Annotated in this window: 24 protein-coding genes; 8 read left to right on the top strand and 16 right to left on the bottom strand. The window is 39.0% G+C overall.

Annotated features, from left to right (window positions below):
* Positions 1-84: 84 nt before the first annotated feature.
* A complete protein-coding gene (locus FPQ13_RS08540) occupies positions 85-1,023 on the top strand; it encodes a hypothetical protein (RefSeq protein WP_144088920.1) in 939 nt (312 codons plus the stop codon).
* A gap of 141 nt (positions 1,024-1,164) precedes the next feature.
* A complete protein-coding gene (locus FPQ13_RS08535) occupies positions 1,165-2,289 on the top strand; it encodes a mechanosensitive ion channel family protein (RefSeq protein ID WP_144088931.1) in 1,125 nt (374 codons plus the stop codon).
* A gap of 412 nt (positions 2,290-2,701) precedes the next feature.
* Here the strand turns inward: FPQ13_RS08535 and FPQ13_RS08530 are convergent, their stop codons facing one another.
* The 6 genes from FPQ13_RS08530 to FPQ13_RS08505 all read right to left on the bottom strand — a co-directional run bounded on the left by FPQ13_RS08530 (position 2,702) and on the right by FPQ13_RS08505 (position 7,952).
* The gene (locus FPQ13_RS08530) at positions 2,702-3,394 is read right to left on the bottom strand and encodes a DUF1129 family protein (RefSeq protein WP_144088919.1); all 693 of its coding nucleotides are present in this window, start codon (positions 3,392-3,394) and stop codon (positions 2,702-2,704) included.
* Positions 3,391-3,717, bottom strand: a complete 327-nt coding sequence (locus tag FPQ13_RS08525; protein ID WP_144088918.1) for a PadR family transcriptional regulator — start codon at positions 3,715-3,717, stop codon at positions 3,391-3,393. The genes FPQ13_RS08530 and FPQ13_RS08525 overlap by 4 nt, the downstream gene beginning before the upstream one ends.
* A gap of 126 nt (positions 3,718-3,843) precedes the next feature.
* Positions 3,844-4,719: an SDR family oxidoreductase gene (locus FPQ13_RS08520; protein WP_246065438.1), complete on the bottom strand. Its 876-nt coding sequence runs from the start codon at positions 4,717-4,719 to the stop codon at positions 3,844-3,846.
* Positions 4,720-4,806: 87 nt separating this feature from the next.
* Positions 4,807-6,405 carry an ABC transporter permease gene (locus tag FPQ13_RS08515; RefSeq protein ID WP_144088917.1) on the bottom strand — a complete coding sequence of 533 codons (1,599 nt, stop codon included), beginning with the start codon at positions 6,403-6,405 and terminating at the stop codon, positions 4,807-4,809.
* Positions 6,402-7,301, bottom strand: coding sequence for an ABC transporter ATP-binding protein (locus FPQ13_RS08510; protein ID WP_144088916.1), 900 nt, complete (start codon positions 7,299-7,301; stop codon positions 6,402-6,404). Before FPQ13_RS08510 ends, FPQ13_RS08515 begins: the two co-directional genes overlap by 4 nt.
* Before the next feature lie 15 nt (positions 7,302-7,316).
* Positions 7,317-7,952, bottom strand: coding sequence for a TetR/AcrR family transcriptional regulator (locus tag FPQ13_RS08505; RefSeq protein ID WP_144088915.1), 636 nt, complete (start codon positions 7,950-7,952; stop codon positions 7,317-7,319).
* A gap of 133 nt (positions 7,953-8,085) precedes the next feature.
* Here FPQ13_RS08505 and FPQ13_RS08500 point away from each other — a divergent pair, with 133 nt between their 5' ends.
* Together FPQ13_RS08500 and FPQ13_RS08495 are read left to right on the top strand one after the other, a co-directional pair.
* A complete protein-coding gene (locus tag FPQ13_RS08500) occupies positions 8,086-8,484 on the top strand; it encodes a potassium channel family protein (RefSeq protein ID WP_144088914.1) in 399 nt (132 codons plus the stop codon).
* Positions 8,485-8,562: 78 nt separating this feature from the next.
* Positions 8,563-8,988 (top strand): cupin domain-containing protein, encoded by a 426-nt coding sequence (locus tag FPQ13_RS08495; protein WP_144088913.1) that lies wholly within the window; start codon positions 8,563-8,565, stop codon positions 8,986-8,988.
* Between the two features lie 79 nt (positions 8,989-9,067).
* On the opposite strand, the gene FPQ13_RS08490 is transcribed toward FPQ13_RS08495, so the two are convergent.
* Together FPQ13_RS08490 and trhO are read right to left on the bottom strand one after the other, a co-directional pair.
* Positions 9,068-9,718, bottom strand: a complete 651-nt coding sequence (locus tag FPQ13_RS08490) for an SDR family oxidoreductase (protein WP_144088912.1) — start codon at positions 9,716-9,718, stop codon at positions 9,068-9,070.
* A 570-nt stretch (positions 9,719-10,288) separates the two neighbouring features.
* Complete coding sequence (gene trhO / locus FPQ13_RS08485) at positions 10,289-11,269, bottom strand: oxygen-dependent tRNA uridine(34) hydroxylase TrhO (protein WP_144088911.1); 981 nt, start codon at positions 11,267-11,269, stop codon at positions 10,289-10,291.
* Positions 11,270-11,532: 263 nt separating this feature from the next.
* Here trhO and FPQ13_RS08480 point away from each other — a divergent pair, with 263 nt between their 5' ends.
* The 4 genes from FPQ13_RS08480 (at position 11,533) to FPQ13_RS08465 (ending at position 13,460) form a co-directional block, all read left to right on the top strand.
* Positions 11,533-11,988 carry a hypothetical protein gene (locus FPQ13_RS08480; protein WP_144088910.1) on the top strand — a complete coding sequence of 152 codons (456 nt, stop codon included), beginning with the start codon at positions 11,533-11,535 and terminating at the stop codon, positions 11,986-11,988.
* Positions 11,989-12,089: 101 nt separating this feature from the next.
* Positions 12,090-12,419, top strand: a complete 330-nt coding sequence (csaA, locus tag FPQ13_RS08475; protein ID WP_144088909.1) for a chaperone CsaA — start codon at positions 12,090-12,092, stop codon at positions 12,417-12,419.
* A 14-nt stretch (positions 12,420-12,433) separates the two neighbouring features.
* A complete protein-coding gene (locus FPQ13_RS13985) occupies positions 12,434-12,760 on the top strand; it encodes a TIGR04104 family putative zinc finger protein (protein ID WP_144088908.1) in 327 nt (108 codons plus the stop codon).
* Positions 12,761-13,052: 292 nt separating this feature from the next.
* The gene (locus FPQ13_RS08465) at positions 13,053-13,460 is read left to right on the top strand and encodes a secondary thiamine-phosphate synthase enzyme YjbQ (protein ID WP_144088907.1); all 408 of its coding nucleotides are present in this window, start codon (positions 13,053-13,055) and stop codon (positions 13,458-13,460) included.
* 101 nt (positions 13,461-13,561) lie between these two features.
* On the opposite strand, the gene FPQ13_RS08460 is transcribed toward FPQ13_RS08465, so the two are convergent.
* The 8 genes from FPQ13_RS08460 to essB form a co-directional block, all read right to left on the bottom strand.
* Positions 13,562-13,966 (bottom strand): nucleotidyltransferase substrate binding protein, encoded by a 405-nt coding sequence (locus FPQ13_RS08460; protein WP_186279616.1) that lies wholly within the window; start codon positions 13,964-13,966, stop codon positions 13,562-13,564.
* A gap of 27 nt (positions 13,967-13,993) precedes the next feature.
* Complete coding sequence (locus tag FPQ13_RS08455; RefSeq protein WP_144088905.1) at positions 13,994-14,305, bottom strand: DUF4176 domain-containing protein; 312 nt, start codon at positions 14,303-14,305, stop codon at positions 13,994-13,996.
* Between the two features lie 89 nt (positions 14,306-14,394).
* The gene (locus FPQ13_RS08450; RefSeq protein WP_281281202.1) at positions 14,395-15,057 is read right to left on the bottom strand and encodes a DUF443 family protein; all 663 of its coding nucleotides are present in this window, start codon (positions 15,055-15,057) and stop codon (positions 14,395-14,397) included.
* A 55-nt stretch (positions 15,058-15,112) separates the two neighbouring features.
* Positions 15,113-16,624 (bottom strand): T7SS effector LXG polymorphic toxin, encoded by a 1,512-nt coding sequence (locus FPQ13_RS08445; protein ID WP_144088903.1) that lies wholly within the window; start codon positions 16,622-16,624, stop codon positions 15,113-15,115.
* 15 nt (positions 16,625-16,639) lie between these two features.
* On the bottom strand, positions 16,640-16,942 hold the full coding sequence (locus FPQ13_RS08440) for a TIGR04197 family type VII secretion effector (RefSeq protein ID WP_144088902.1): 303 nt from the start codon (positions 16,940-16,942) through the stop codon (positions 16,640-16,642).
* On the bottom strand, positions 16,939-17,361 hold the full coding sequence (locus FPQ13_RS08435) for a YwqH-like family protein (protein ID WP_144088901.1): 423 nt from the start codon (positions 17,359-17,361) through the stop codon (positions 16,939-16,941). The genes FPQ13_RS08440 and FPQ13_RS08435 overlap by 4 nt, the downstream gene beginning before the upstream one ends.
* Positions 17,362-17,373: 12 nt before the next feature.
* Entirely contained in the window at positions 17,374-21,615 is a 4,242-nt protein-coding gene (gene essC / locus FPQ13_RS08430) for a type VII secretion protein EssC (protein ID WP_246065440.1), read from the bottom strand.
* Between the two features lie 78 nt (positions 21,616-21,693).
* Positions 21,694-22,977, bottom strand: a complete 1,284-nt coding sequence (essB, locus tag FPQ13_RS08425; RefSeq protein WP_246065435.1) for a type VII secretion protein EssB — start codon at positions 22,975-22,977, stop codon at positions 21,694-21,696.
* Positions 22,978-22,995: the final 18 nt, after the last annotated feature.

The raw sequence follows: 22,995 nt of genomic DNA, 5'->3' as shown, positions 1-22,995 counted from the left end.
AAAATAATTTGTTAGTTTAAAAGTTTTTTTGTAGAAAAATATGCTACTATAATTATATAGGAATATTAAGGGGGTCTATTTTTCATGAAAAGAATTATAGGAACATTGCTTTTACTGTCAGTCTTGATTTTGGCGGCTTGTAACAGCGGGGATGATAAAAGTGAGAAAGAGCAAGTCGTTGAAGCATTCAAGAATACAGTTGAGGCGACTAGCTTTGAGTCGGTCAGTAACGTAGACATTAATTTAGAAGGAAACTTTAGCGACCCAACTGTCGATCCATACTTACAGATGATCAATGATATGGAAATTAGCTTCGATAGTGTCTATGATAAAGATGCTGGAAAGCAACAAGTGACATTTAACTTAAGTGGCCAAATGGCACCAATGTCAATTAACTTAAGTGTACCTTTCTTGCAAGATCTTGAAAGTGAGAAAATTTACATCCGTACAGACAGCTTAGTTGAAAACTTTGGCATGATGTTTCCGATACCACAAGAGTTGAACGGAAAATTACTTGAAGTTGATTTAGCTGAATTGGAACAAGCACAAGGTACTGAAGAGCAAATTGATCCGGAGGAATTAACGGCTCAAGCACAGCAAATTATTAAAGACATCTTAAATGAAAAGAGCGAAGATGACTTTTCAAAAGAAGACGATGTATATACAATTCAATTAACAAAAGAAGACTTGATTAGCTTAGTTGAAAAAAGTGGCGAATTGTCTGGTGATGCACTCAGCGGAGAAGAAATTGAACAAATGAGAGCTGACCTGGAAGAAGCTGCAGAGCAAACGACCATTCACAAATCAGAACTTCAACTGACAATCGACGACGATTTGATCAAAAATCAAACATTCGTTGCTGATGTGGAAGTAAGTGAAAACGGTGAAGACATGCGTATCGATTTAACATTTGATACAACATACGAAAACATTAACGGAGATGTCGAATTTTCGATTAATCCTGAAGAAGAAGAAATTATCACTCCAGAAGAACTTCAAATGTTACAAATGCAAGGATTCTAGAGAACTGAACTTATGCCTCGAGAGCCAACCGGCTTTTGAGGCATTTTTATACCCTGTTCAGCCAGGAAAATGTTTGACGTAAACCTCCGTATCGAACAAACTATTACTATGAATCTTGATTGAAAAGGAGACTTCACCTTGATTGATTGGTCATTTTTAAAGCAACTGGATGATTTCGATGTTTTAAAATCCATCGCAATCACGATAGGAATCTTTTTTGTATTTTCTATATTTCGGAAAATATTCACTAAATATATATTCAAACTCATTTTAAAAATAGCGAACAAAAGCCCTACATCGCTATTTAAAAATGTATTATATGCCTTTGAGAAACCGATGCGTTGGCTTATTGTCATCATCGGAACCTATGTGGCATTAGAGTATTTTCCATATTTTAATGAAGGCCACGAATCATTTCGCCGATTGATTCGGGCGGCAATTATCGTTCTAATCACGTGGGGATTATGGAACTTATCATCGGGAACATCTGAGGTATTTAAAAAAATCAACGAGTATTCAGATAACAAAATCGATGAAATTCTCGTTCCCTTCCTGACGAAAGTACTCCGTTTCGTCATCGTTGCGATTAGTATCTCGATTATTGCACAAGTGTTTGGGTACGATGTCAATGGATTCGTCGCTGGGTTAGGTCTCGGTGGTTTAGCCTTTGCGCTTGCGGCTCAAGAAGTCATTAAAAACTTATTCGGTGGGGTTGTCATCATTACGGAAAAACCTTTTACACTAGGAGATTGGATTATGACGCCGAGTGTCGAAGGGACCGTTGAAGATATTACATTTCGAAGCACGGCTATACGTACTTTTGCCGACTCAGTCGTCATCATACCAAACGCAACTCTCTCGAATGAACCGATTACGAACTGGAGTAAGATGGGCAAACGACAAATTAGTTATGATCTGAAAATCAGCTCCCACACACCGAAAGAAAAACTTGAACATTCGATCAAACAAATTCGCAGCTATGTAGAGAACCACCCAGATATTCATCCAGAAACAATTTTTGTGAATTTTACTCGGTACGAAACCGATAGTTTAAATGTTATGTTGTACTTCTTTACGAAAACGACTGACTGGGGAGAATTTTTAGCTATTCAAGAAGAAATCAACTTTAAAATTCTTGATATCCTCAGCAAAGAAAACGTTAAAGTCGCTGTTCCAGCACAATCTTTGCGTGTAGAAGAAGAAGGTTCTGTTAAAAGAAATCCATTAAAAGTGAAAAAAGTTCCCTCAAACAAAGGGGAAAATTAATGTATGAAGCACCAGCTGACCGGCTGGTGCTTTTTTGAATATGCATTCTTAGCCAGAGCGACTTTGCGATCTCTTTTTAGGATCACTCGGGAGGATAGAACACTTCTATTCGACTTTTCAATCTCTTTTTATGATCACTCGGGAGAATAGAGCGCTTCTATTCGACTTTGCGATCTCTTTTTATAATCACTCGGGAGGATAGAGCGCTTCTATTCGACTTTGCGATCTCTTTTTATAATCACTCGGGAGAATAGAGCGCTTCTATTCGACTTTGCGATCTCTTTTTATGATTATTCGGGAGGATAGAGCGCTTCTATTCGACTTTGCGACATATTTTTCTACTCGTTCAAGTATTTATAGCGCCTCTACTATACTTTATCAGATTCCTACCCTACCCATAATGTGAGTCTCGCTACGCTTTTTTACTTTTTCCATTAAATTTAAATATGCTATAGACGATAAGTCCTAACATGAGTCCTAAAATTAAATAACTATAAACCGGAACTTCAAATGATTCACCAAAATTAGGCATAAAGTAAATTGGTATAAAGAAAACTCCAATACTAAAAACGCTAATTAACCATAAATAAAAGAAATCCAAGTACTTATTGAGGTCCTTAAATGTTGACCACTTTAAATATTCAGTAATGACAAATAAAAAGAAGAATGCTATGAACAAGGAGAGTGTGGATTTGACGATGGCCGTGCCAAGAAAGATTTCATCCATCGGGCTTCCTTTACCAAAAATATAATACATAATCGTATCAATTAATCCGTTAAATATGAGCACGGACGCAAAAAATGAAAAACTTCCTAGCAAAAATAGATTGAACCGTTCTTTTGTCATTGATTTCGGTATTTCTCCAAGCAACTCATTCGCATACTGTTTCGGATTGTCACCGAACACCTCAGTGAATTCTTTGCCTTCTTCTTGAGCTTCCAACAAATGATCAAGAAGCTCATTTAATAACTCCTCAGTTTCCTGTTCCGATTTTAGAAATGATAAACGAAGGTAGACCAGCATGTCTTCATAATATTTTTCGTTTTCTTCATTCAACATTTCTCGTTTTTCGTTATTCAGTTTAATTAATTCTTGAGAATTCATCCCTTTTTCCTCCCCATTAATTGATCGACTGGCTTTTTAATGGCTTCCCAGTTGTATAGAAACTCTACTAGTGCTTCTCGACCTTTGTCAGTGATGTAATAATATTTTCGGTTCGGTCCGCTCGGTGATTTCTCCATCTTGCCAAAAATCAGATCATCTTTTTGTAATCTCAAAAGAATTGGATAAATGGATCCTTCACTAACCTCCAAACCTTGATCTTGCAGTTTTTTCGAAAGTTCATATCCGTAGACCGTTTCATTGGAAATAACGGCTAACAGACAACCTTCTAAAACTCCTTTTAATAACTGACTTCGCATGGACACAATAATCAAATCCTTTTTCATCTATCTTGCATTACATGATAGTATATCTTTCGGTATATTGCAATACAAGATAGCAGATTAAAAAGAAGAACCCGACACATCAATCGGATTCTTCTTCCCGAATAACTACCCGTTCAAGATAGCACCGCCATTTACGTGTATCATCTGACCGGAAACATACGTGGAATCATCACTTGCTAGATAAACATAGGCTGGTGCCAATTCGGATGGTTGGCCTGGCCGCTTCATCGGTTGGCTTCCACCGAAGTTGTCAACGTGTTTTTCAGAAAACGATGCTGGGATTAATGGTGTCCAAATAGGTCCTGGTGCGACCCCGTTCACCCGAATGCCTTTTCCGACAATATTTTGAGAAAGAGAGCGGGTAAAGGAGGTAATCGCTCCTTTAGTAGCTGAGTAATCAATTAACATCGGATTCCCTTCATACGCTGTGATCGAAGACGTATTAATAATACTGCTTCCTTCTTTCAAGTGTGGCATGACAGCTTGCGTCAAATAGACCATACCAAAGAAATTCGTTTCAAACGTCCGCTTTAGTTGGTCACTTGTTATATCCATGAAGTCTTTAAGGACATGCTGTTCTGCAGCATTATTTACGAGAATATCAATTTTTCCAAACTGGTTAATTGTCTCATCGACAATTTGCTTAGAGAAATCTTCTTTTCCGATATCCCCTGCAATCAGTAGACACTCGCCGCCTTCTTTCTCAATTAATTCCTTCGTTTTATTCGCATCTTCGTCTTCATCGTAATAAACAACGACGACCTTCGCCCCTTCAATGGCAAAGTGGAGACTGACGGCTCTACCGATTCCGCTATCTCCTCCAGTTACAATAGCGACTTTATCTTTCAGTTTATCGCTACCTTTATATCCTTCGCGAATGTATTCAGGCTCTGGGTTCATTTCATTTTCAAAGCCAGGTTGACGAGATTGTTTCTGAGCTGGAGGTGTCACTTTCCCGTTTTGTTCTTGCATTCCAGACATGTAATCTCTCCTTTATTGAAAATAGATACACATGTATTTTACCCATTTTCAAAAAGAAACAATCCCATCGTCCGGCTACCAATAGAATTACCCCTGAATATCTCGTTTCGAGTAAAACTTAAGTCCAGCCACTACAAGGATAACGGCTAACCCTATTAGAACTAGAAACGGTATAGCTTCGAAATCATCAACAGGAAGTTGTGAGACATGTCCGAATGGCGTTACGTTACTAAACCATTCATCTAATTGAAATAGATTCCCCATATAAACGACGATGAACGAATAGACTAAGTAAACCCACGTAAGGGATAGCACATTCGGCTTCAAACCTATTAATAAGGCGGATAAGCCAATCATGACGAACATGGCAGGAATATATGCGGCTGATGCACCAACTATAGATCCGAATGAAACAGGATCATCCATAACCGTTGAACCTGCTGCCCATAAGCCGGTTCCTGCAAGTACCACAGTCACAATTGCATTGATAACTGCGACCGATAAGTAACTGACCAACATCGTTTTTCGAGAGACAGACTTGGCATAAAGTAATTCTAGTCTAGATTTCTTTTCTTCACTGTTTAACTTATTTATTGAAATAACTGCAGGAATCGTAGCGATCATCGCCATGATTGTCATGATAATCGAAATAAATTGTTCCGCAATCGAATATCCTTCTTCTTGCACAAGGATTTTTTCGACCATTTCATTTCCTTGGAAAAATGAATCCAAATCACCTAATACAGATCCATATGAAACGCCTAATAAGAGCATGCCGACCGCCCAAGAAATAAAGGCTGTACGTTGCAAGCGGAATGCTAAACCAAAAGGACTCAACAGACTCTTCGAAGCATGCGCCTTTCCAGGTTTAGAAGGAAATAATCCCGCCTCTAAATCCCTTTTCGCATTTAACCGGTAGGCGAGCAATAAGACGACAAAAGAAAAAGCGAGCATTAAAAAGATTGGCCACCAATGATTCTCTGTGAAAATCATCGTTTGCATCGTCCAACCGAGCGGCGAAAATAACGACAATGTTTCATTCCCGATATCACCAATTGCACGGAGTACATAGAAAAATAACAATAGACCTATTGACCAACCCGTAGCACCGCGGGAGCTGTCGGATAACTGAGTAAATAAAGCAGCAATAGCGACAAAACAAATACCCGCCCCTCCGAGTGTGGCTCCATAAAGAAGTGACCCTTCTATCCCAAGACTTTCAATTGGCTGCAATATAAAACCAATCGCAAGAAGTACCGCAAGAACGACATTTACAAGTATTACGTACATCGTTGCTGCATGAATTGTCGCCAAGCGGCCCACAGGTAAGGCACGAATCAACTCGACTCGCCCTTCTTCTTCATCTGAACGAGTATGTCGCACAAATAACAAAATACTCATTATTCCTACAAACAACGCAGTTATTAATACCATCTGATGAGCAGACATCGCGCCAATTGTATAATTGTCCAAGTCTCCTTTACCGACCATCGCAACCATCGCAGGGTTCTCCATTGTCACTGCCATTGCATCACGATCTTGCTGATCAGGATAGAGACTTTGGAAGGAGCTCGGGATGATCAATGTGAAAAATGTCAATGCAAAAATCCAGATTGAAGCACGTATGCGATCACGTCGAATCATCAATTTGAACAATTGAAAGGATCGTTTGAATAACTCGTTCATTCAACCACCTCATCTGTTCCTTCGTAATGACGCATGAACAAGTCTTCCAGTGTAGGCGGCGCACTTTCAAACTTCTGTATCGAATATTGACTCGCAAACTTAATGACTTGGTCCATCTGCTCTGCATTGACTTGAAAACGATACGTATTGCCGTCTCGGCTCACATCATGCACACCTTCAACATCATCCAAGCCATCAAGATTCGAAGTCGTTTCTAGCAACACATGATGACGCGTTAAATGACGTAATTCTTCTAAACTACCTTGTTCAATGATTGTTCCATCTCGAATGATCCCAACTCGATCGCAAAGCTTTTCGACTTCAGATAAGATATGGCTAGACAATAATACGCTCTTTCCTTCTTCTCGTAGATTCCGCACATCTTCTTGAAAGGTTTGCTCCATCAATGGGTCCAATCCTGACGTCGGTTCATCGAAAATATACAAATCTGCTTCTGACAACAAAGCTGAAACGAGCGCAACTTTTTGTCGATTCCCCTTTGAATACGTACGACATTTTTTGGTCGGATCAAGTTTATATCGCTGTAATAAATCTTCTCGCTGTTTCGTCTGCCGCTCGCCACGGAGCTTGGCAAACAAATCAATGACCTCTCCTCCGGTTAAATTCGGCCATAGATTAACATCACCTGGTACGTAAGCAATTCGCTTGTGTATTTCCATCGAATCACTCCAAACGTCTTTTCCGAAAATCGTCGCTTGACCTTCAGTTGCTTTTAAAATTCCTAATAAAATGCGAATCGTCGTCGATTTCCCTGCTCCATTCGGTCCGATAAAGCCAAATACCTCCCCTTTCTTCACGGAAAAATCTACTTGGTTAAGAGCAGTGAAATCTCCGAATCTCTTCGTTAAACGCTTAATGTCTACTACATTCTCCATCCTTGTGCCCCCCTCTTATTGGTAATATACTTTTTTCAGCAAATTCAAATACTCATAAAACTCATCCCAATATTCTTTCAGGTTAATCGAAATAATTTGCTCACCTTTCAATTTTTGTTCTAGTTCTTGTTGGTATCCATCAAGTGACCATTTGACTAGGTTCAATGCTTTTTCAGAATCGATATCATTTTTAAATAATGAAAGATCAATATCTTTATATAACAGGTCATAGGCTTGCTGTTGTAATGTATTGACTTTTTGCTGAATGTCATTCGGTAGTTCGGCGAAATCTTGTAGAATTAGCGAACTCATGAAGTTAAATACATGGGGCTCTTCACCCATATATTCACTTTTCAAACGTGCGGTGACATAATATCGTTCAATGAAGTCCCCCTTCGCTTCTTGGATGGCTGTCTCCAGTTGGCTAACCATTTGTGAATAAATTCGATCTAAGCAATAATGCATTAAATAAGTATATAAGTCTTTTTTGCTATTAAAATAATAAAACAGCATACCTTTTCCAATTCCCGCGTTTTTAACAATCCGGTTTGTGGAGGCATGCTGAAAGTCATAGGTGCTAAATTCTTCTAAAGCCGCTTCAATAATTTTTAGTTTTTTATTTGAATCTAATTGCTCAAATTTTTCGTGCATGTGTAACTCTCTCCCTTTTCGACCACTATGGTCTATTTAAAATTAACACATGTAGACCACTGTGGTCAATATTTATTTTTGTGGTTTAATCTTTCCACTTTTAGTGAACTATTTACTTAGGGGGTGGCCGGCCATGACGACAATCCTCATAGTGACCGCATCATTAGTAGTTGTAGTTAATCTGTTTTACTTTTTCACTAATAAGTCGTATAATAAGAGTTACTTTCATTTGGCTTTATTTCTTAAATTATTTTTTGTACTAGCCGTTTTAACAGTCGCTTTTGCACTGCTTTATTATGCGATTGGGTTGGAACGAGTTTCTTTGAGACATAGCGATTCAAATGGCGATCCTGTAGAACCCACTTTTTGGAATATGCTTTATTACAGCGGGGTTACCATGTTATCTGTCGGGTATGGAGACTATGTACCTGTCGGGATCAGCCGTTTTTTCTCACTAATTCAAGCCTCTCTTGGCTTTCTATTGCCTACTGCTTACTTTTTGACGGCATTGGGCCAAAAGGAATCCAAATAAACGTTCTCTCTTCATGAGTGATCTTATCTAATGAAATGCTATCTAATTGTTAATAATAATTAATAAGGAGGAATATATATGGAATTAAAAGATTATGGAGCAAACCCATTTGTAGCAGATATTGAGGAGGCTACAAAACAAAACGAAAACTACCGCACTGCGCTTTGGACAGGCAAGAATCTACAGGTCACGTTAATGAGTATTGCTGTCGGTGAGGACATCGGATTGGAAGTACACAATCATATCGATCAGTTCTTGCGCATTGAAGAAGGCGAAGGCCTTTGTCAAATGGGCGACAGCAAAGACAACTTAGATTTCGAGAAAAAAGTAGGACATGATGATGTCGTTCTTGTGCCTGCAGGAAAATGGCATAATGTTACCAACAAAGGCGATAAGCCATTAAAGCTATATTCCATTTACGCACCGCCAGAACATCCACATGGGACGATTCATGAGACAAGAGCGATTGGTATGGAAGCTGAAGAACATCATGACCATGAATAATTTCGTTATATTTTGATAATGGCAAAACACCCGTACGACCATCGTACGGGTGTTGCTTTGTCACTTACCCTCCCTATTCTTACAATTCATCGAGGGCATCTACGACTTCTTGATCACCAGAAATCAAGTCGAAGCTTTTATATTCAGTTGATTTTTTATTTAAACACGACACAAGCACACGTGCGACATCTTCGCGTGGCACGGTACCTCGTTCAATGATGTCCTTACTGCCAACCTTGACCTTACCCGTACCTGAATCATTAATCAGTCCTCCAGGCTTCACGATTGTATACGCTAACTCACTTCGCTTCAGCTCTTCATCCGCAAAGTGTTTTGCGACATAATAATGGGCGATTTTCTCATTCCAATTTTCTCGATTATTTGCTTGAAAAGCACTGACCATTAAAAATCGGTTAACCCCTGCAACTTCGGCTGCCTTAATCATTTTAGCCGCGCCATCCAAATCAATTCTTAATGTCATATCTGGCCCTGTTTTTGGTCCCGAGCCTGCTGTGAATATGACTGCATCAAATCCTTCAACAGTTTGTTTCAATGATTCTACTGAATTGAGAAGATCTGCTATGATCGTTTGAACGCCCTTTGACTCAAAATAATTCTTTTGCTCTTCGTTTCGAATCATCGCAACGACTTCATGTTTTCCTTCTTCTTTGAGCATTTGCGTTACATGCCGACCAATCTGTCCATTCGCTCCTACGACAAGTGTTTTCATATTTGCATACCCCTTTCTTTACAACGAAACAAATAAAAGTAACTGTTCACATTCATTCCCTTCCCTAGAACATAAAAAACCGGTTCTAAGTCAACTGTTGAGGCTGGGATGAAATCCTTAAAGTTGAGGCAGACACGAAATTTAGTGTGGTGGAAAAACCCTGAAGATTCACGAATTAACTCTGAAGCCTCGCATATTAACCCTGAAGATTCATAAATTAACCCTGAAGCCTCGCATATTAACCCTGAAGATTCATAAATTAACCCTGAAGCCTGGCAGATAAACCCTGAAGATCTTCTAATTAACACTGAAGCAACGCGAATTAACCCTGAAGATCTTCAAATTAACACTGAAGACAGCATGTTTAACACTGAAGCTCTATAAACTAGCATTGAAAACGTCCCAGATGTCGACTTATTCCCCTTCAGTATAAGCAACCGCCGTAAGCGAACGCCTGACACCAACGACCATTATCAATGCCTACGCTAAGTTGTGTATTTACCTCAACAAATGTTTTAGAGCAAAAAAACCGAACCACCTATTGGTGATCCGGTTGATATGTTTCTGATGTTATTGAGCTTGCTTATTCATATGATTCTGTTCTTCTATTGCTTGAAGCTTTTCATCAATTTCTTCGTCCGTCATTTTATGCTCAATGGCGTAACGGTTACGTGGATGCACACGGCATTCATGTGAACAGCTTCTCATATAGAAATGTTCACTTTCTTCAGACATAATGATTTGTTCATTACATTCAGGATTGGCACAGTTTACATAGCGTTCACATGGCTCACCAGTGAAATAATCACGACCGACCACGACATGTTTCACTTGGTTAATCGGCACACTGATTCGCTCATCAAATACGTAACATTGGCCATCCCATAGCTCTCCCTTTACTTCAGGGTCTTGTCCATAAGTGACAATTCCGCCGTGTAATTGACCAACATCATCAATGCCTTCCTTTTTCAGCCATCCAGTGAATTTTTCACAACGAATACCGCCTGTACAATAAGTCAGTACACGTTTTCCTTCAAGCTTATCTTTATTTTCGCGGACCCACTCAGGCAATTCACGGAACGAGCGAATATCCGGGCGTATTGCTCCACGGAAGTGTCCGAGATCATATTCATAATCATTTCTTGCGTCTAAGACGACAACATCATCTCGCTGTAACTCTTCATAAAATTCTTTTGGTTCAAGAAATTCAGCTGTTTCCTGAGTTGGATCAGTATCTTCTTCACCGAGTCGAAGTGTTACGAGCTCGTCACGATGTCTGACATGCATTTTTTTGAACGCATGTCCATCAGACTCATCAATTTTAAAGACCATATCTTTAAATCGCGGGTCGGCATGCATCGTATCCATGTACTTTTGTGTTTGTTCAACCGTACCAGAAACGGTGCCGTTAATGCCTTCCTCCGCAATTAAAATTCTTCCTCTTAACCCTAAGTCTTTACAGAACGTCAAATGTTCTTCAGCGTATTCTTCTGGATTTTCAACCGTTACAAACTTGTAATAAAGCAAAACACGATATGCTTCTTTTTCCATGTCAAAACCACCTTGCAATGATAATTTTTTAATGGAAAGATGTCTTTCATAAGCATATGAAGTATATGTTTATAAAAATAAATATCTTCCTTCCAATCAGATATTGTACCACAAAACGATGATCCCCGCAATATTATCGACATCCCCTTCGCTCAAGCAAATTAAAATTCCTTTACAAAAGTGATTCGTTGAACTTTTTCGGGTAAATTAAGAGATAACTCATTTTTATACAATTTACAGCCTGACAGCAAAGGAGAGAAAAAATGAATCGGAAACTAATCGTTTTGCTACTGACCATGATCATTGCGTTGGTAGCTTGTAGTGACAATCAAACATCAGGCTCTGATGTGAATGCAAAAGACAACGACACTGAGGAAAAGCAGGATGAGAGTTCATCTAACGAATCTCAATCAGATGAAAAAGATTCGCAAGGAGACGACGACAAATCAGATGTACAACCAGCGACCGAAGTAGAGCTTAGTGAATCTTCTGAGCCTAGTAATCTTGAAGACTTTATAGAAATGGACCGAGTAATGAAGGAAATTGATGTCGATTCCTATACTTTACACCTCGTTACTGACAATCCTGGTAAGAGAGTCATTATTTACACAAAGGATGAAAATCAGTTGTATAAATCAGTTTATATAAAAAGAAACGCTCTTCTAAAGTTAATCGACTTACAAGAAAATAAACCTGTCATCGTTGAAGAAATTCAATAGATGGTTTACCCATGCCCGTTCTGGCTTGGGTTTTTTTGTATATAATCTTTGCTATAATAGAGAATAATGAAAAATAAACCAAATCTAAGGAGTTTATAATGATGCCAGACTTTAATGATTTTCATGCTTTGGATATTCGGATCGGAACAGTAACTGCCGCGGAAAATTTTGAAGAAGCCCGAAAGCCTGCGATTAAGCTATGGATTGACTTTGGTGAACTTGGTACGAAGCAATCATCTGCACAAATTACGAAGCGTTATTCACCGGATGTTATGGTCGGTCGCCAAGTCGTTGCCGTAACAGGATTTGAACCGCTTCGTATTGCTGGATTCAAGTCTGAGGTGCTTGTCATCGGAGGTGTACCTGAACAGGATGATGTCGTGCTGTTAAAACCCGATGAAAACGTTCCGAATGGCACGAAAGTTTTATAGTTAGGAGGAAAAGAATGCAATTACCCGTGTGCACGGTCTGTAAGCAACAATGGACGTGGAAAGAAACATGGAAATCCTCTCTTCGCATGGATACTCGCATTCCTTGTCCGAGATGTCAATCAAGCCAATTTGTCACGAAAAAATCCAGGCGTAGGCTAATGCTTCTCTCATGGCCATTATTCCTACCCATTCTTTTACCATTAACTGGCCTTTCATTAGTGTATATGGTTATTCTTTGGGCTCTCTTGAGTCTTTTGTACATTGTCTTTTATCCATATTTCGTGCGGTTAGCTGATGAAGAAGAAGACCATTTCACCGAGCCACTCAAAAAACAAAACTGAAGAACAGTAACTGCCCTTCACCATCCCTTTTTTGCACTAAAAAATGTTTACATTTAATTGATTGCGGGGATTGACTTGTGAGCAATCTACAAAAGGATGGTGATAGCATGTTACGTACGATTTTGATGATTATTGGTGCTATTGTAGTGATCAGTTTAATTCTATCTTTAATTTAATAAACCAAAAAAACTAACGATTTTGAAAAAGGAGCTTTCCTTCAATGCATCGTTAGGTTTACATAGACACGGCTTATGCATATGTGTACGAACACCATTTTGAAAGGGGTTTGACGATGTTACGTAAATTCTCCATCCAAACAAAACATCATAGCGAGATGGTTGATATTACCAAACTAGTACAGGATTTCATTACAGAGGAGCAAATCATTAACGGAAGTGCAGTTGTGTATTCCGCTCACACAACCGCTGGCATTACGATTAATGAAAATGCTGATCCAGATGTTAAAACCGATATGCTGAGACGTTTTGATGAAATATTTCCATGGACACATGAACTCGATCGACACGCTGAAGGGAATACCGCGGCACATATGAAAACGAGCACAGTTGGCACTTCTCAATTTATTATTATCGATAACCGAGAAATTTTATTAGGTACGTGGCAAGGAATCTACTTCTGTGAATTTGATGGGCCACGCAACAGAAACTTTTACGTAAAGATTAATGAACGAAACGACTGACTTAACAATATTGGTCGTAACAAACGACAAGTAAAAAAGGCTCGGACAAAGAGCAACACCATGTCCAGCCTTTACGCATACATCTTGGTATGAAGTGAACTTCACTCCATTTCTTCTTTCATTCTTTGTTGTAAATCTGTGTACATTGGATAGTACTCTTCTTTTATATCCTGCACAATTTCTTTCTCTACTTTTTCCGTAAATAAGAAGTACCCTAGGTTGCGACGATTAAACGCACGACTCCACGATTTCTCACTCGCAAGAACGCCTAATTTTGAACTTTCCTTAATTGCTTGCCTTGGCGTTTTAACCGATATGCCCTTTGCATCTAAATAACCATATAACGTTTTTCGCGCATGTTCCAGACACATCTCATGAAAGTGAACGAGAGTGGCAGCTTCAGATATGCTCGTTGTTTCTTTTTCAACTTCATGCGTCAACAAGAAAAAAGCTTTCTCGAAGGATTCAAAAAGTTCTTTCCATCGACCTACTTTGTAGTCCTCCAACATATACTTCCTTTCGTCACCAATTATTTACCTTAATGGTCCTGGGACCGTTCCTTTTTTAATGGATGTTTTATTTTCCTCTACCCAATGATGGTATACTTCTTGAAACCGATCTTCCTCTTCATCTTTATAACCTTCATATAAAACCTTGTCAATATTCTCTTCGTTGAAATAAAACACATTGTTTGGATCAAGGCCTTGTGGATATAAACAACCTGAATAATCATACATGATTCTTGCTTCGTCCGGGGTTTCAGCAGAAAAAATGGGCCCTCTATTCAAAATCATTATTTTGGTCCTACCTTCGTTTAAGTAAACTACTGAGCCAATCGGTAACATCGTTTTATTCCTCCTTCTCACATCCATTCATTAAATGACCAAATAAGTTCGCTCTATTTAAAACATCTCATTTCTTCTATGAATCTAACTTACACAGCTACTTTTTCATCACTTTTTATCTTAACGTTGTAATCTCCTACTCCGATTGCCAAAAGTCCGGTAAATAACGCAATAAACAAAAACAACATGCCAAATATAAGGATAAGAACATTGGCTGCTACTTGTATAAATCCGCCCCACATCAACAAAGTAAATCCAAAGAAGAATAAGTAGGTTAATAAAATAAAGAGCATATACTTAAATGATTGCGGTCTGATCCATACTCGGATTGTCGAATAATTTTTCAGATTGACGGTTTGAAGTAAGCTTTTTCGATTCTTTTGATTTATATAGAAATACACGAATATAACAAGCAAAAATGAAATCAATACGATTGAGGAATTGATGAGTGTTGTTCCTTCAATATCAAAAAAACGCATCAATGGTTGTAGGAAACTAGCTAAAAGCACCCCCATTAATCCCGCAAGCAGCCCTTCACGGGTCGTTGATTTCTGTTTTACTTTCGGTGCTTTTATTTTTTCGATCAATTCGTAATGATTAACTTGGTAAGCCGTGTTTGGCAGCATCCAATACAAAAATGGAAATAAAATTTTCCATATAGAATCTCCTAAATCTACGATGTAATCTTTTTCATCAATCGTTACGATTCTATATCTTAAATTCATATAGACGCCCTGTACGGTACATTTCATCATGCCATCAATCCTTTGTGTATAATTTAGCGGGTCTCTTATGGAAAGTTGTATTCTAGGTGAACGGATTTAACGAATCAAGACCGCTTTTAAGGCTCTCACCTATAAATTCCAATCCTTCGTCAACTTTTTCTTGTGCAGAAGTCCACGTATCCGCTACAAAATCACCTGCTTGGTCCAATTTCTGACCAGCCCAATCGAGACCATCTTGTAAACCGAGGAAATTTGCATCGTAGGCCCAATTAAAGCCCATAGTTGCAACCGTACCTACTGCAACACCTGCTACAATCGTCCATCCGACAGGGGTGGCAGTTCCTAGCACGAATGCTCCTGCCTTAATAGCTCCTGCTACAGCTACCCCACTTAATGTACCTGCACCTGTAGCTGCAGCATTTTTTGTAAATGCTTCTCCTACCGTTTTATCGGTATTTGTGTAATCCATGTAAGTTCCATAGCCGATAGTCAATGCAGATAATCCCCCGCTCACTGCTCGACCTACATTCAATATTTTGTTCCCTTTGTCTCTCAGATAACTGGAAGTGGAAGAAGGTTGGTTACCATTCATCTGTTCAACGAGCCCAGCCCGAGTAATTACGCTATTACCGCGATCTTTAATGCTTTCTTTAATGTAAGTGGCAATTGTGTTGTCTCTTAAACTGCCAGTCATTACATTAATATGATTCGCTACATATTGAATTAGGTTTTCGGAAACTTCTGCATCCTCATCCATGTCATTGTTTTGAAGGTTTCTCAACTCGTCAACGACAGCATAGTAAGTATCTTGGTCAATCTCTCCATTCTTCAAATCGGTAAATGCTTGATTTAATATCTCTTGTGAATCTTCATTCATAGTTGCAATCGCATCTGATTTAACATCCCTTGCTTCTTCAACAATGGCTTGGCGTCTCTCTTCATTGTACTTTTTTAATGCAGGCAATCCCGTACTCGTTCCATTCCCTCGATAGTTCGTAAAGCGAGCACTTCCCGAAACGGCTCCCGCATAACTGAGTGCTTTTTCAATCTGATGAATGGTTTCTTCAATTTGGTTTACTTCTTGATTTCCCGTTTGGGTAAAAGAATTAAAATTATCTTCTAATTCAGTTACGGTCTCCACCGTCTCACGGTAGTCGCGGCTCATTGAAAAAACAATTGGATGATTGGCCGTTGATATATCTGAAACACTGCTAATGACTTCCCGAACCCGGTCTTGCTCATTCTCTAAACGTTCGTATTCACTCTCTACATCGGCCCTAATCTCATTCAGATAGTCGCTTTGAACAATTGCAGCTTCGCTTTTATCCACTCTCACACCAAATGAGTGTAAATGTTTTTGTAAAGTTTCATTCAAATCATTGAACAATAAGTCAAAGGACTTAATTAAAGTTTTATGAAAGTCGTTAAAATATTTTTTGGCTTCCGTTGCTGCCATTCCTGAAAAAGAATCCAAACTACTTAGCTGATCAATCTCTTTTTCTAATTGGTTAAGTTTTGATGAAAGCTCTGAGGCTGTTGATTTCAGATCCTCTGATAATTCAATAACCTCTGGAAGATTCACCTTTTTCCCCATATAGATCCTCCTTTCTTATCGTATTGGTCGTGGTCCATCCATCGCAATCCCATTGATCTCAGATAATTTCCGATCTTGTTCCTTGATTTCTTCACCTGTTTTCATCAAAACATCAACATCTGAATGCATGAGTTCTTGATATCGTTGAATTAACTCAATCGCCCGAACAATATTTTCCAAGTCATTTGTAAATGGTTTACTGTTTGTTTGATGGAAGCTGCGATTCGTTCGTATTCCATCAATACCGGATACAGAAGCTCTTAAAGATGAAGTCAACGATTGAAACTGATCGGAATGAATACCTACTTCTTTATTCATCGAACTCCCTCCATATCAGCCTGCCTTATTTGCCATTCGATTGATGCAAGTGAGCTTTCCAAATTCATCAGACTAGTTGTAGAAGTTGCCATTTGTGCCTCATAACGTTTTATGTCTTGGTCTATGGCGTCCTTTGCATTTTCTGTTTTTGATAAGTATGCTCTCGTTGATTCTTGGTAATCACTGTAGTTCTCTTCAAATTCGGATTTTTCCTCTCCTCGCCACCTTCCTAAATCAACCGTTAAGTTCTCGATTGCCTGCTGCGTAGATTCTAATGCCGAGATACTTGCCGTTAATCGAGTAGCTGCGGTTTGGAGTCGTGAAATTTTCTCTTCTAAACTTGAAATGGAGTTTTTCTTATCTGCAATGCCTCTTAATACCGTAACTTTTTGTGCATTCAACTGGCGAATGGACGTCATTTTCTCCCCTCCCTACTTCGGGACCTTAATTTTGTAATGTTGTTGTTCGATTGCTACGTAACATTCATACGTTCCAGGGTGTGTCTCTTTTCGTATAAATGGCTGATTGAACACATCCTGGTCACCTAAACGCATGGCAACCAAACCGACCATAGATAACTTCCGTATTGATTTAGCAGGGTATTCAAAACTTTTACCTAGATAATTATGATTACCGACTACGATAAAATACACCTCGTGTTTCGGTCCCCGTTCGAACAGCTCTGTTACTTCCTCTTCCAATAAATAAGTCCGTTCAGAAAAATCTTGAAGGTCGTTTATTAAAATGATCCACTTTGTTCCACTGTGATCACCTTTACCTCGCAATTCGATTTCTTGCAAGATGCTTTTTTTGATATCCTGAAGTTTTTGAGATTGATAGACATAAACGTTAACATTAGACGCTTGGTCAGCGGTTATCTTTTCTTCTGTATCAATGATCATTGTTTGATATGATCCTTCTAACAACGTTAAATTCTTCGCTAATGCAATTCTCAATTTATTCAATTCATCAGGTCGATCACCGAATACGGTAAGTAGATTGTACGCTGCCGGATTAAATGCAACCGGCTCTACATATTCAAAGTCCAGACCAAGTGGCAATTGATTCTTCCTAACAAATTCCTTCGTCATTTCATTCTGTTTAAACGTCTCAAAGTCTATTGACCCTTCTGGCATCATCGGGATAGATTTTGGTAAGTCGCCATCCCAGAAATTTCTCATTTCTATAGATAGTTGTCGAATCTCTTCAATAATCTCAAGTGTTTCTTCACCTTCAGCCGGCAGACTCGTCTGAAATAATACGGGGTCTTCTTGCTTTATAATTCCTCGTCCCGGAACTTCTTCAATTTCTAAGTCCGTTTTTCCAATGATCGTTCGCATTTCGATCGTATCAATTAAGTGGAGTGCAATTTGTTGCTTGATGTTAGAAATCAACGGCATCCTCATGGAATTTTGTCGCCCTGCACTGACACTTAAATGAACACCAATTCTTGCACCCTCTCTTGCAATCAGGGTAATCAACCGATCAAATTCTTCGCCAAAATCCGCTTCTTTCACTGCATCGTAATTGTCGATCGCAATAACGATATTCGGAACCACTTCTTCGCTTGCTTTTTCATACATAATCATATCAGCAACACCGAATTGGCTTAGCTTTTTCTTTCGCTCGACTATTTCCTTTGTCATGAATCGGATCCATTTTTCAATTTTTACCGTTTCATCAAGCAAGAAAGTATCGGCCACATGAGGTAATTGTTTGAGCGGCATTAAACCATTCGTTCCAAAGTCCAATAAATAAATATGCAAACGTTCTGGATGATGTTGTTTAACCAAATCAACGATCAAACTTTGCATAAATGTTGATTTTCCGTAGCCAGGACTTGAAAACACGGCAATGTGGCCGTCTTTTGTTAGATCAATGGTGAGTGGACTTTGTGATTGCAATTCTGGTTGGTCCATCATTCCGATTGTTGCTTGAAGCGACTTTTTAGGTGCGTTCCAAGCTTCTTTAAAATTCGCTGGATTAAGGTCAATCGCACTGATTCGGTTTGGTAAAGGCGGAAGCCAAGGTCTTGGCAGTCGTTCAATACCTTCTTTTGTCGTGAACTGGTGAATATAATCGATGACAGCTTCTAACTCTGTCGGCACACTTTCAACGACATCCTTTTTATCTAACCCACTTAAATCTTGCGTTAAAATCTCATATTGTCCGAGATCATTGATAGCATAAATTGTTGTATCCACTTGTTCATGTTTTGATTGATCAGGAATATACTCTGCACCACTGAACGCACTTTGAAACAATTCATAAATTTCATTATTGCCAACTTGTAAGTACGCTCTTCCTGGCAAGGTAATTTCGGCAGCATCCGCTGTTTTTAACACTTCATTTGAATCGCTGGCATTTTGGACTTTTAAAGCTAACTTAAATTTGGAGTTCGACCAAATTTGATCATCTACCACACCGCTTGGCTTTTGTGTTGCCAAGATTAGATGAATCCCCAGCGAACGGCCGATTCGAGCTGTTGATACTAGTTCTTTCATGAATTCAGGTTGTTCCTCTTTCAACTCTGCAAACTCATCCGAGATAATGAAAAGATGCGGCATCGCTTCGCGGACTTTCCCTTGCTTATATAATTTCTGATACTGGTTAATATGATTGACGTCATATTCCCCAAATAGCCGTTGACGTTTTTGCAACTCCGCTTTAATCGAAGATAGTGCCCGCATTGCTTGCGATCGATCCAAATTCGTAATCGCACCGAGTTGGTGAGGTAAGTTTCTAAATAAATTCGCCATACCTCCACCTTTATAATCAATTAGCAGGAAGGCTACTTCATGTGGATGGAAATTCACTGCCATCGATAAAATATACGATTGTACAATCTCGGATTTTCCAGAGCCAGTTGTTCCAGCAACTAATCCATGCGGACCGTGTGCTTTTTCATGCAGGTTCAACTGTACGATGTCGTCCTTACCGCGTAATCCTAACGGCACAGCCATTGTTTTATACGTTTCGTTGGTAGTCCATCTTACATCAATCGCTAATTCCTCGACTCTTTCAACCTGGTACATCTCCAAAAATGTTACTGATTCAGGAATCGCATTTTTTAAGTTTTGTTGATGATTCAATGGTGCCAAGCCACGAGAGATATCTTCTTTCATGAATCCTTCTGGAAAATGATCTGGCGTGAATTTTTTGTTGACCAATTCTCCATCTTCCAAAATGATTGTTCCATGATTCACATCCCGAATATCAATCACTGTAGTTACATGCTCTGGGAGTGATTGCATGACATCCTGAACAAATATAAGTGATACACCTAACTCACTCGGATCTTCACTTAAAAATTCCATGATGACATGATCTAGTAGCAACTTTTCATCTGTAATCAAAAAAACGTAGTGTGGTGAGAATAATGCCTTCTCTCGCTGATCTCCTTTTTCTTCTAGCAGTTGTCTTCTTTCTTTCAACACTTGATACATGGAATGAAGGATTTGATCACGAGAACGCTCATGATAAACAAATCCCCGGAGATTTAATTGTCGTAAAGTTGCATGCGGTAGCCAGCGCATCCAATCCCAATCCGTTTTTTCTGACTCTGGAAAGATAGCCAAAAATTGGACATCATGATAACTGTGAAACATAGATGTTTGCATAACGAACAACTGAATTTGTTCAATGACCAATTCCCTTTGACCGACATAGCCGACTGGTCCGTTCATTAAAGTCGTCACGACAGGTACTTCCTGTTGCTTTTGAAATTTTGAACGAAGCTGTCTTGCTTGGTCGATTAATTCATCTTCATCTTGCGAAAATTCTTCGTCCCGATATTCTACTTCAAAGCTCGTGTCCACTGTTCCTAACCCGGTACGGAAATGCAAAAAATCATGATGATACATCGACTTTTCATAAATGCGTGCATTGATTTCAAGTACCATTTGACGAATTTGTTCAACATTAGGATAGTGATATGTCAACGCATGCCTTTGTTCTTCTGCCGCTTGATACAATTCTTTTGTTTTATTTCGCAAATATGCTCGATAGCTTTTGTCACGGTGCCTCATATCAGCGTTGTATTGCCTAACATTTTTAATATAGGATGTAATTGAGAAGATGACTGTCGTTATTGTCATCGCCAACATGACGATAATAAATATTCCCCTCGGCTGTATGATCGAAATAATGACTAGTGCGAAAATCATGACCAACGGTGGGACCACTGTTCGAGCTAATTGTTCACTCGGTTTAGATGGTTTTGGTGAAGGTTTGGCAATGGTTCTTTTCTCTTCTGGTTCACGGTAAATGATTCTCGGTGAACGATGATATTCCGGAAAATTTTTATTCAATGTGTGATCAGGTTCCAGAAGTAAACCTAGCTTCGACGTCGCTCCTTTTCCAGATAGAAATAATTCGACCGACTCTTTATTCAAAACGAGTTTAACATCATCAACAATTAACTGATCGCCATGGAGAACCTGGCTGGATCCCTCAATTCGCTTGTAGTTATGGTATACTTCTCCTTCATGTGCCTCCAGAACAAAACCATCATGTTCCGCATCACGATAAAATAGAAGAGTTGCATTCAATCCCTCAACCATCACATCATCATAGTGCTCGCGTCCGATCGAGAAATAATTCTCTCCAGCGATATCATAAATAAAACGATTTTGCTGTTTCGTTTGATGAGAATGTTTTTCGTCCTTCACCAATAATGTTCTTTCGCTCACCGTTCTCTCCCTCTCTATGTCCACTCATCCACTTCATTTGCCGTGTCTAATGGTCGATACTTACGGGGTATCATCACTCGCATCTTGGTTGTTCGTATTTCCGTTGGTTGAATCTTCATTCGCGTCATCATCCGGTTCAACCGCTTCCCTACCAAGTGGATTTTCGTCTTCGTTTAAGTTATATTCTTCTCGATATTCTTCCAACTCACGTCGTAATTCTTTTAACCTTTCATCTCTTTCAGATCCACTTAAATTTGGGTTATTTTTGGCTTTTTCAATCTGTTTTATCAAGCCATACATAACTAATTGAGGATCATCGAGGTATTTGGCTTTATTCATTGCAGCATCGAATTTTCCACGTCCGTTATAAATCCAGTACAACAGATAGTTATCATCAGTACTTAAACTGATATTATTGGTGATTACTTGACGATCGTTATCAGACAACGGTTCGATCGCAAGGTACGCTAAAGCAAGGATATACTTTGACGCTTGTGGCAAGTCCGCCGCATCTTCATTCCTCAGCGTAGAAATGACTTCGTTATGGTCTGAGGCTAAGTGTTCTTCATGGGCATCTAATAAATTTTCTTGATAAGGAAGATTCACTAACCCGATATAGATCAGTGGAACGGCTAATAGAATGGAAATAACAATGAATATCATCGATAATCGTCTAAATAAGTTATATTGTTTGATTGGCAACAATTTTTCCGTTCGATCGACTTTTTCTTGTTCTTTATGATAGCTTTCATTTATGTATTGGATTAGTTCCTCTAAGGTGTCTTTCGAAACGATTTGCTTTTGGAATTCCGTTTCTTTTGCGTTAATCCATTCACCTTTGTATAAGTCGTCAAACGAATATTTTGAAGACATGATTGCGATACTGAAACACTTCAATTGTTTCAAGAACTCTTCCTCATCCAAATCAAAAGGAGGAATGGAGTCTCTCATTCCCCGATAGATGACATAAGGTCGCAAGCTATGATCAAAAACGATATTCGCTGGGTGAAGAACAAACGACAACCGCGAATCAATATATTTTTTCAGTTGTGATAGATTTCCTAACAAGCGTAACTTTTCATGTCGATGCAACTTCCGAATTTGTTCCCACTGTAGTTTATTTGAATCAACAAAAAATGAAAAAGTGAAAGCGTCTTGTTCCATATTCACTTCTACTGGCACAAACGATTCCTCTGGTGCATTAGTCAACAACCGGATTTGTCGAGAATCTTTGATCCGGGTTTGGGACTTGGCCAGTCTAACTTCCCAATCGTTTTCCTTAATGGAAAAGTCGATCGATAAATCTTTCATTTCGATTGTTGTGACATTCATCTTTTCATCCATAGTCCTTGCTCCTTCATC

Source organism: Allobacillus salarius (assembly GCF_007559425.1).
Lineage (GTDB): Bacteria > Bacillota > Bacilli > Bacillales > Alkalibacillaceae > Allobacillus > Allobacillus salarius.
The sequence above is the reverse complement of the archived record's forward strand: the minus strand, read 5'-3'. Positions and strand labels throughout refer to the sequence as shown.

Excerpts from the sequence above, each read along its gene's own strand:
- FPQ13_RS08450 (WP_281281202.1), bottom strand. The coding sequence starts at position 15,057 with ATGAAATGTACCGTACAGGGCGTCTATATGAATTTAAGATATAGAATC.
- csaA (WP_144088909.1), top strand. The coding sequence starts at position 12,090 with ATGCCAGACTTTAATGATTTTCATGCTTTGGATATTCGGATCGGAACA.
- FPQ13_RS08440 (WP_144088902.1), bottom strand. The coding sequence starts at position 16,942 with ATGAATAAAGAAGTAGGTATTCATTCCGATCAGTTTCAATCGTTGACT.
- FPQ13_RS08515 (WP_144088917.1), bottom strand. The coding sequence starts at position 6,405 with ATGAACGAGTTATTCAAACGATCCTTTCAATTGTTCAAATTGATGATT.
- FPQ13_RS08445 (WP_144088903.1), bottom strand. The coding sequence starts at position 16,624 with ATGGGGAAAAAGGTGAATCTTCCAGAGGTTATTGAATTATCAGAGGAT.
- FPQ13_RS08530 (WP_144088919.1), bottom strand. The coding sequence starts at position 3,394 with ATGAATTCTCAAGAATTAATTAAACTGAATAACGAAAAACGAGAAATG.
- essB (WP_246065435.1), bottom strand. The coding sequence starts at position 22,977 with ATGGATGAAAAGATGAATGTCACAACAATCGAAATGAAAGATTTATCG.
- FPQ13_RS08490 (WP_144088912.1), bottom strand. The coding sequence starts at position 9,718 with ATGAAAACACTTGTCGTAGGAGCGAATGGACAGATTGGTCGGCATGTA.
- FPQ13_RS08540 (WP_144088920.1), top strand. The coding sequence starts at position 85 with ATGAAAAGAATTATAGGAACATTGCTTTTACTGTCAGTCTTGATTTTG.
- FPQ13_RS08510 (WP_144088916.1), bottom strand. The coding sequence starts at position 7,301 with ATGGAGAATGTAGTAGACATTAAGCGTTTAACGAAGAGATTCGGAGAT.
- FPQ13_RS08465 (WP_144088907.1), top strand. The coding sequence starts at position 13,053 with ATGTTACGTAAATTCTCCATCCAAACAAAACATCATAGCGAGATGGTT.
- FPQ13_RS08500 (WP_144088914.1), top strand. The coding sequence starts at position 8,086 with ATGACGACAATCCTCATAGTGACCGCATCATTAGTAGTTGTAGTTAAT.
- FPQ13_RS08455 (WP_144088905.1), bottom strand. The coding sequence starts at position 14,305 with ATGTTACCGATTGGCTCAGTAGTTTACTTAAACGAAGGTAGGACCAAA.
- trhO (WP_144088911.1), bottom strand. The coding sequence starts at position 11,269 with ATGGAAAAAGAAGCATATCGTGTTTTGCTTTATTACAAGTTTGTAACG.
- FPQ13_RS08520 (WP_246065438.1), bottom strand. The coding sequence starts at position 4,719 with ATGTCTGGAATGCAAGAACAAAACGGGAAAGTGACACCTCCAGCTCAG.
- FPQ13_RS08505 (WP_144088915.1), bottom strand. The coding sequence starts at position 7,952 with ATGCACGAAAAATTTGAGCAATTAGATTCAAATAAAAAACTAAAAATT.
- FPQ13_RS08495 (WP_144088913.1), top strand. The coding sequence starts at position 8,563 with ATGGAATTAAAAGATTATGGAGCAAACCCATTTGTAGCAGATATTGAG.
- FPQ13_RS13985 (WP_144088908.1), top strand. The coding sequence starts at position 12,434 with ATGCAATTACCCGTGTGCACGGTCTGTAAGCAACAATGGACGTGGAAA.
- FPQ13_RS08435 (WP_144088901.1), bottom strand. The coding sequence starts at position 17,361 with ATGACGTCCATTCGCCAGTTGAATGCACAAAAAGTTACGGTATTAAGA.
- FPQ13_RS08480 (WP_144088910.1), top strand. The coding sequence starts at position 11,533 with ATGAATCGGAAACTAATCGTTTTGCTACTGACCATGATCATTGCGTTG.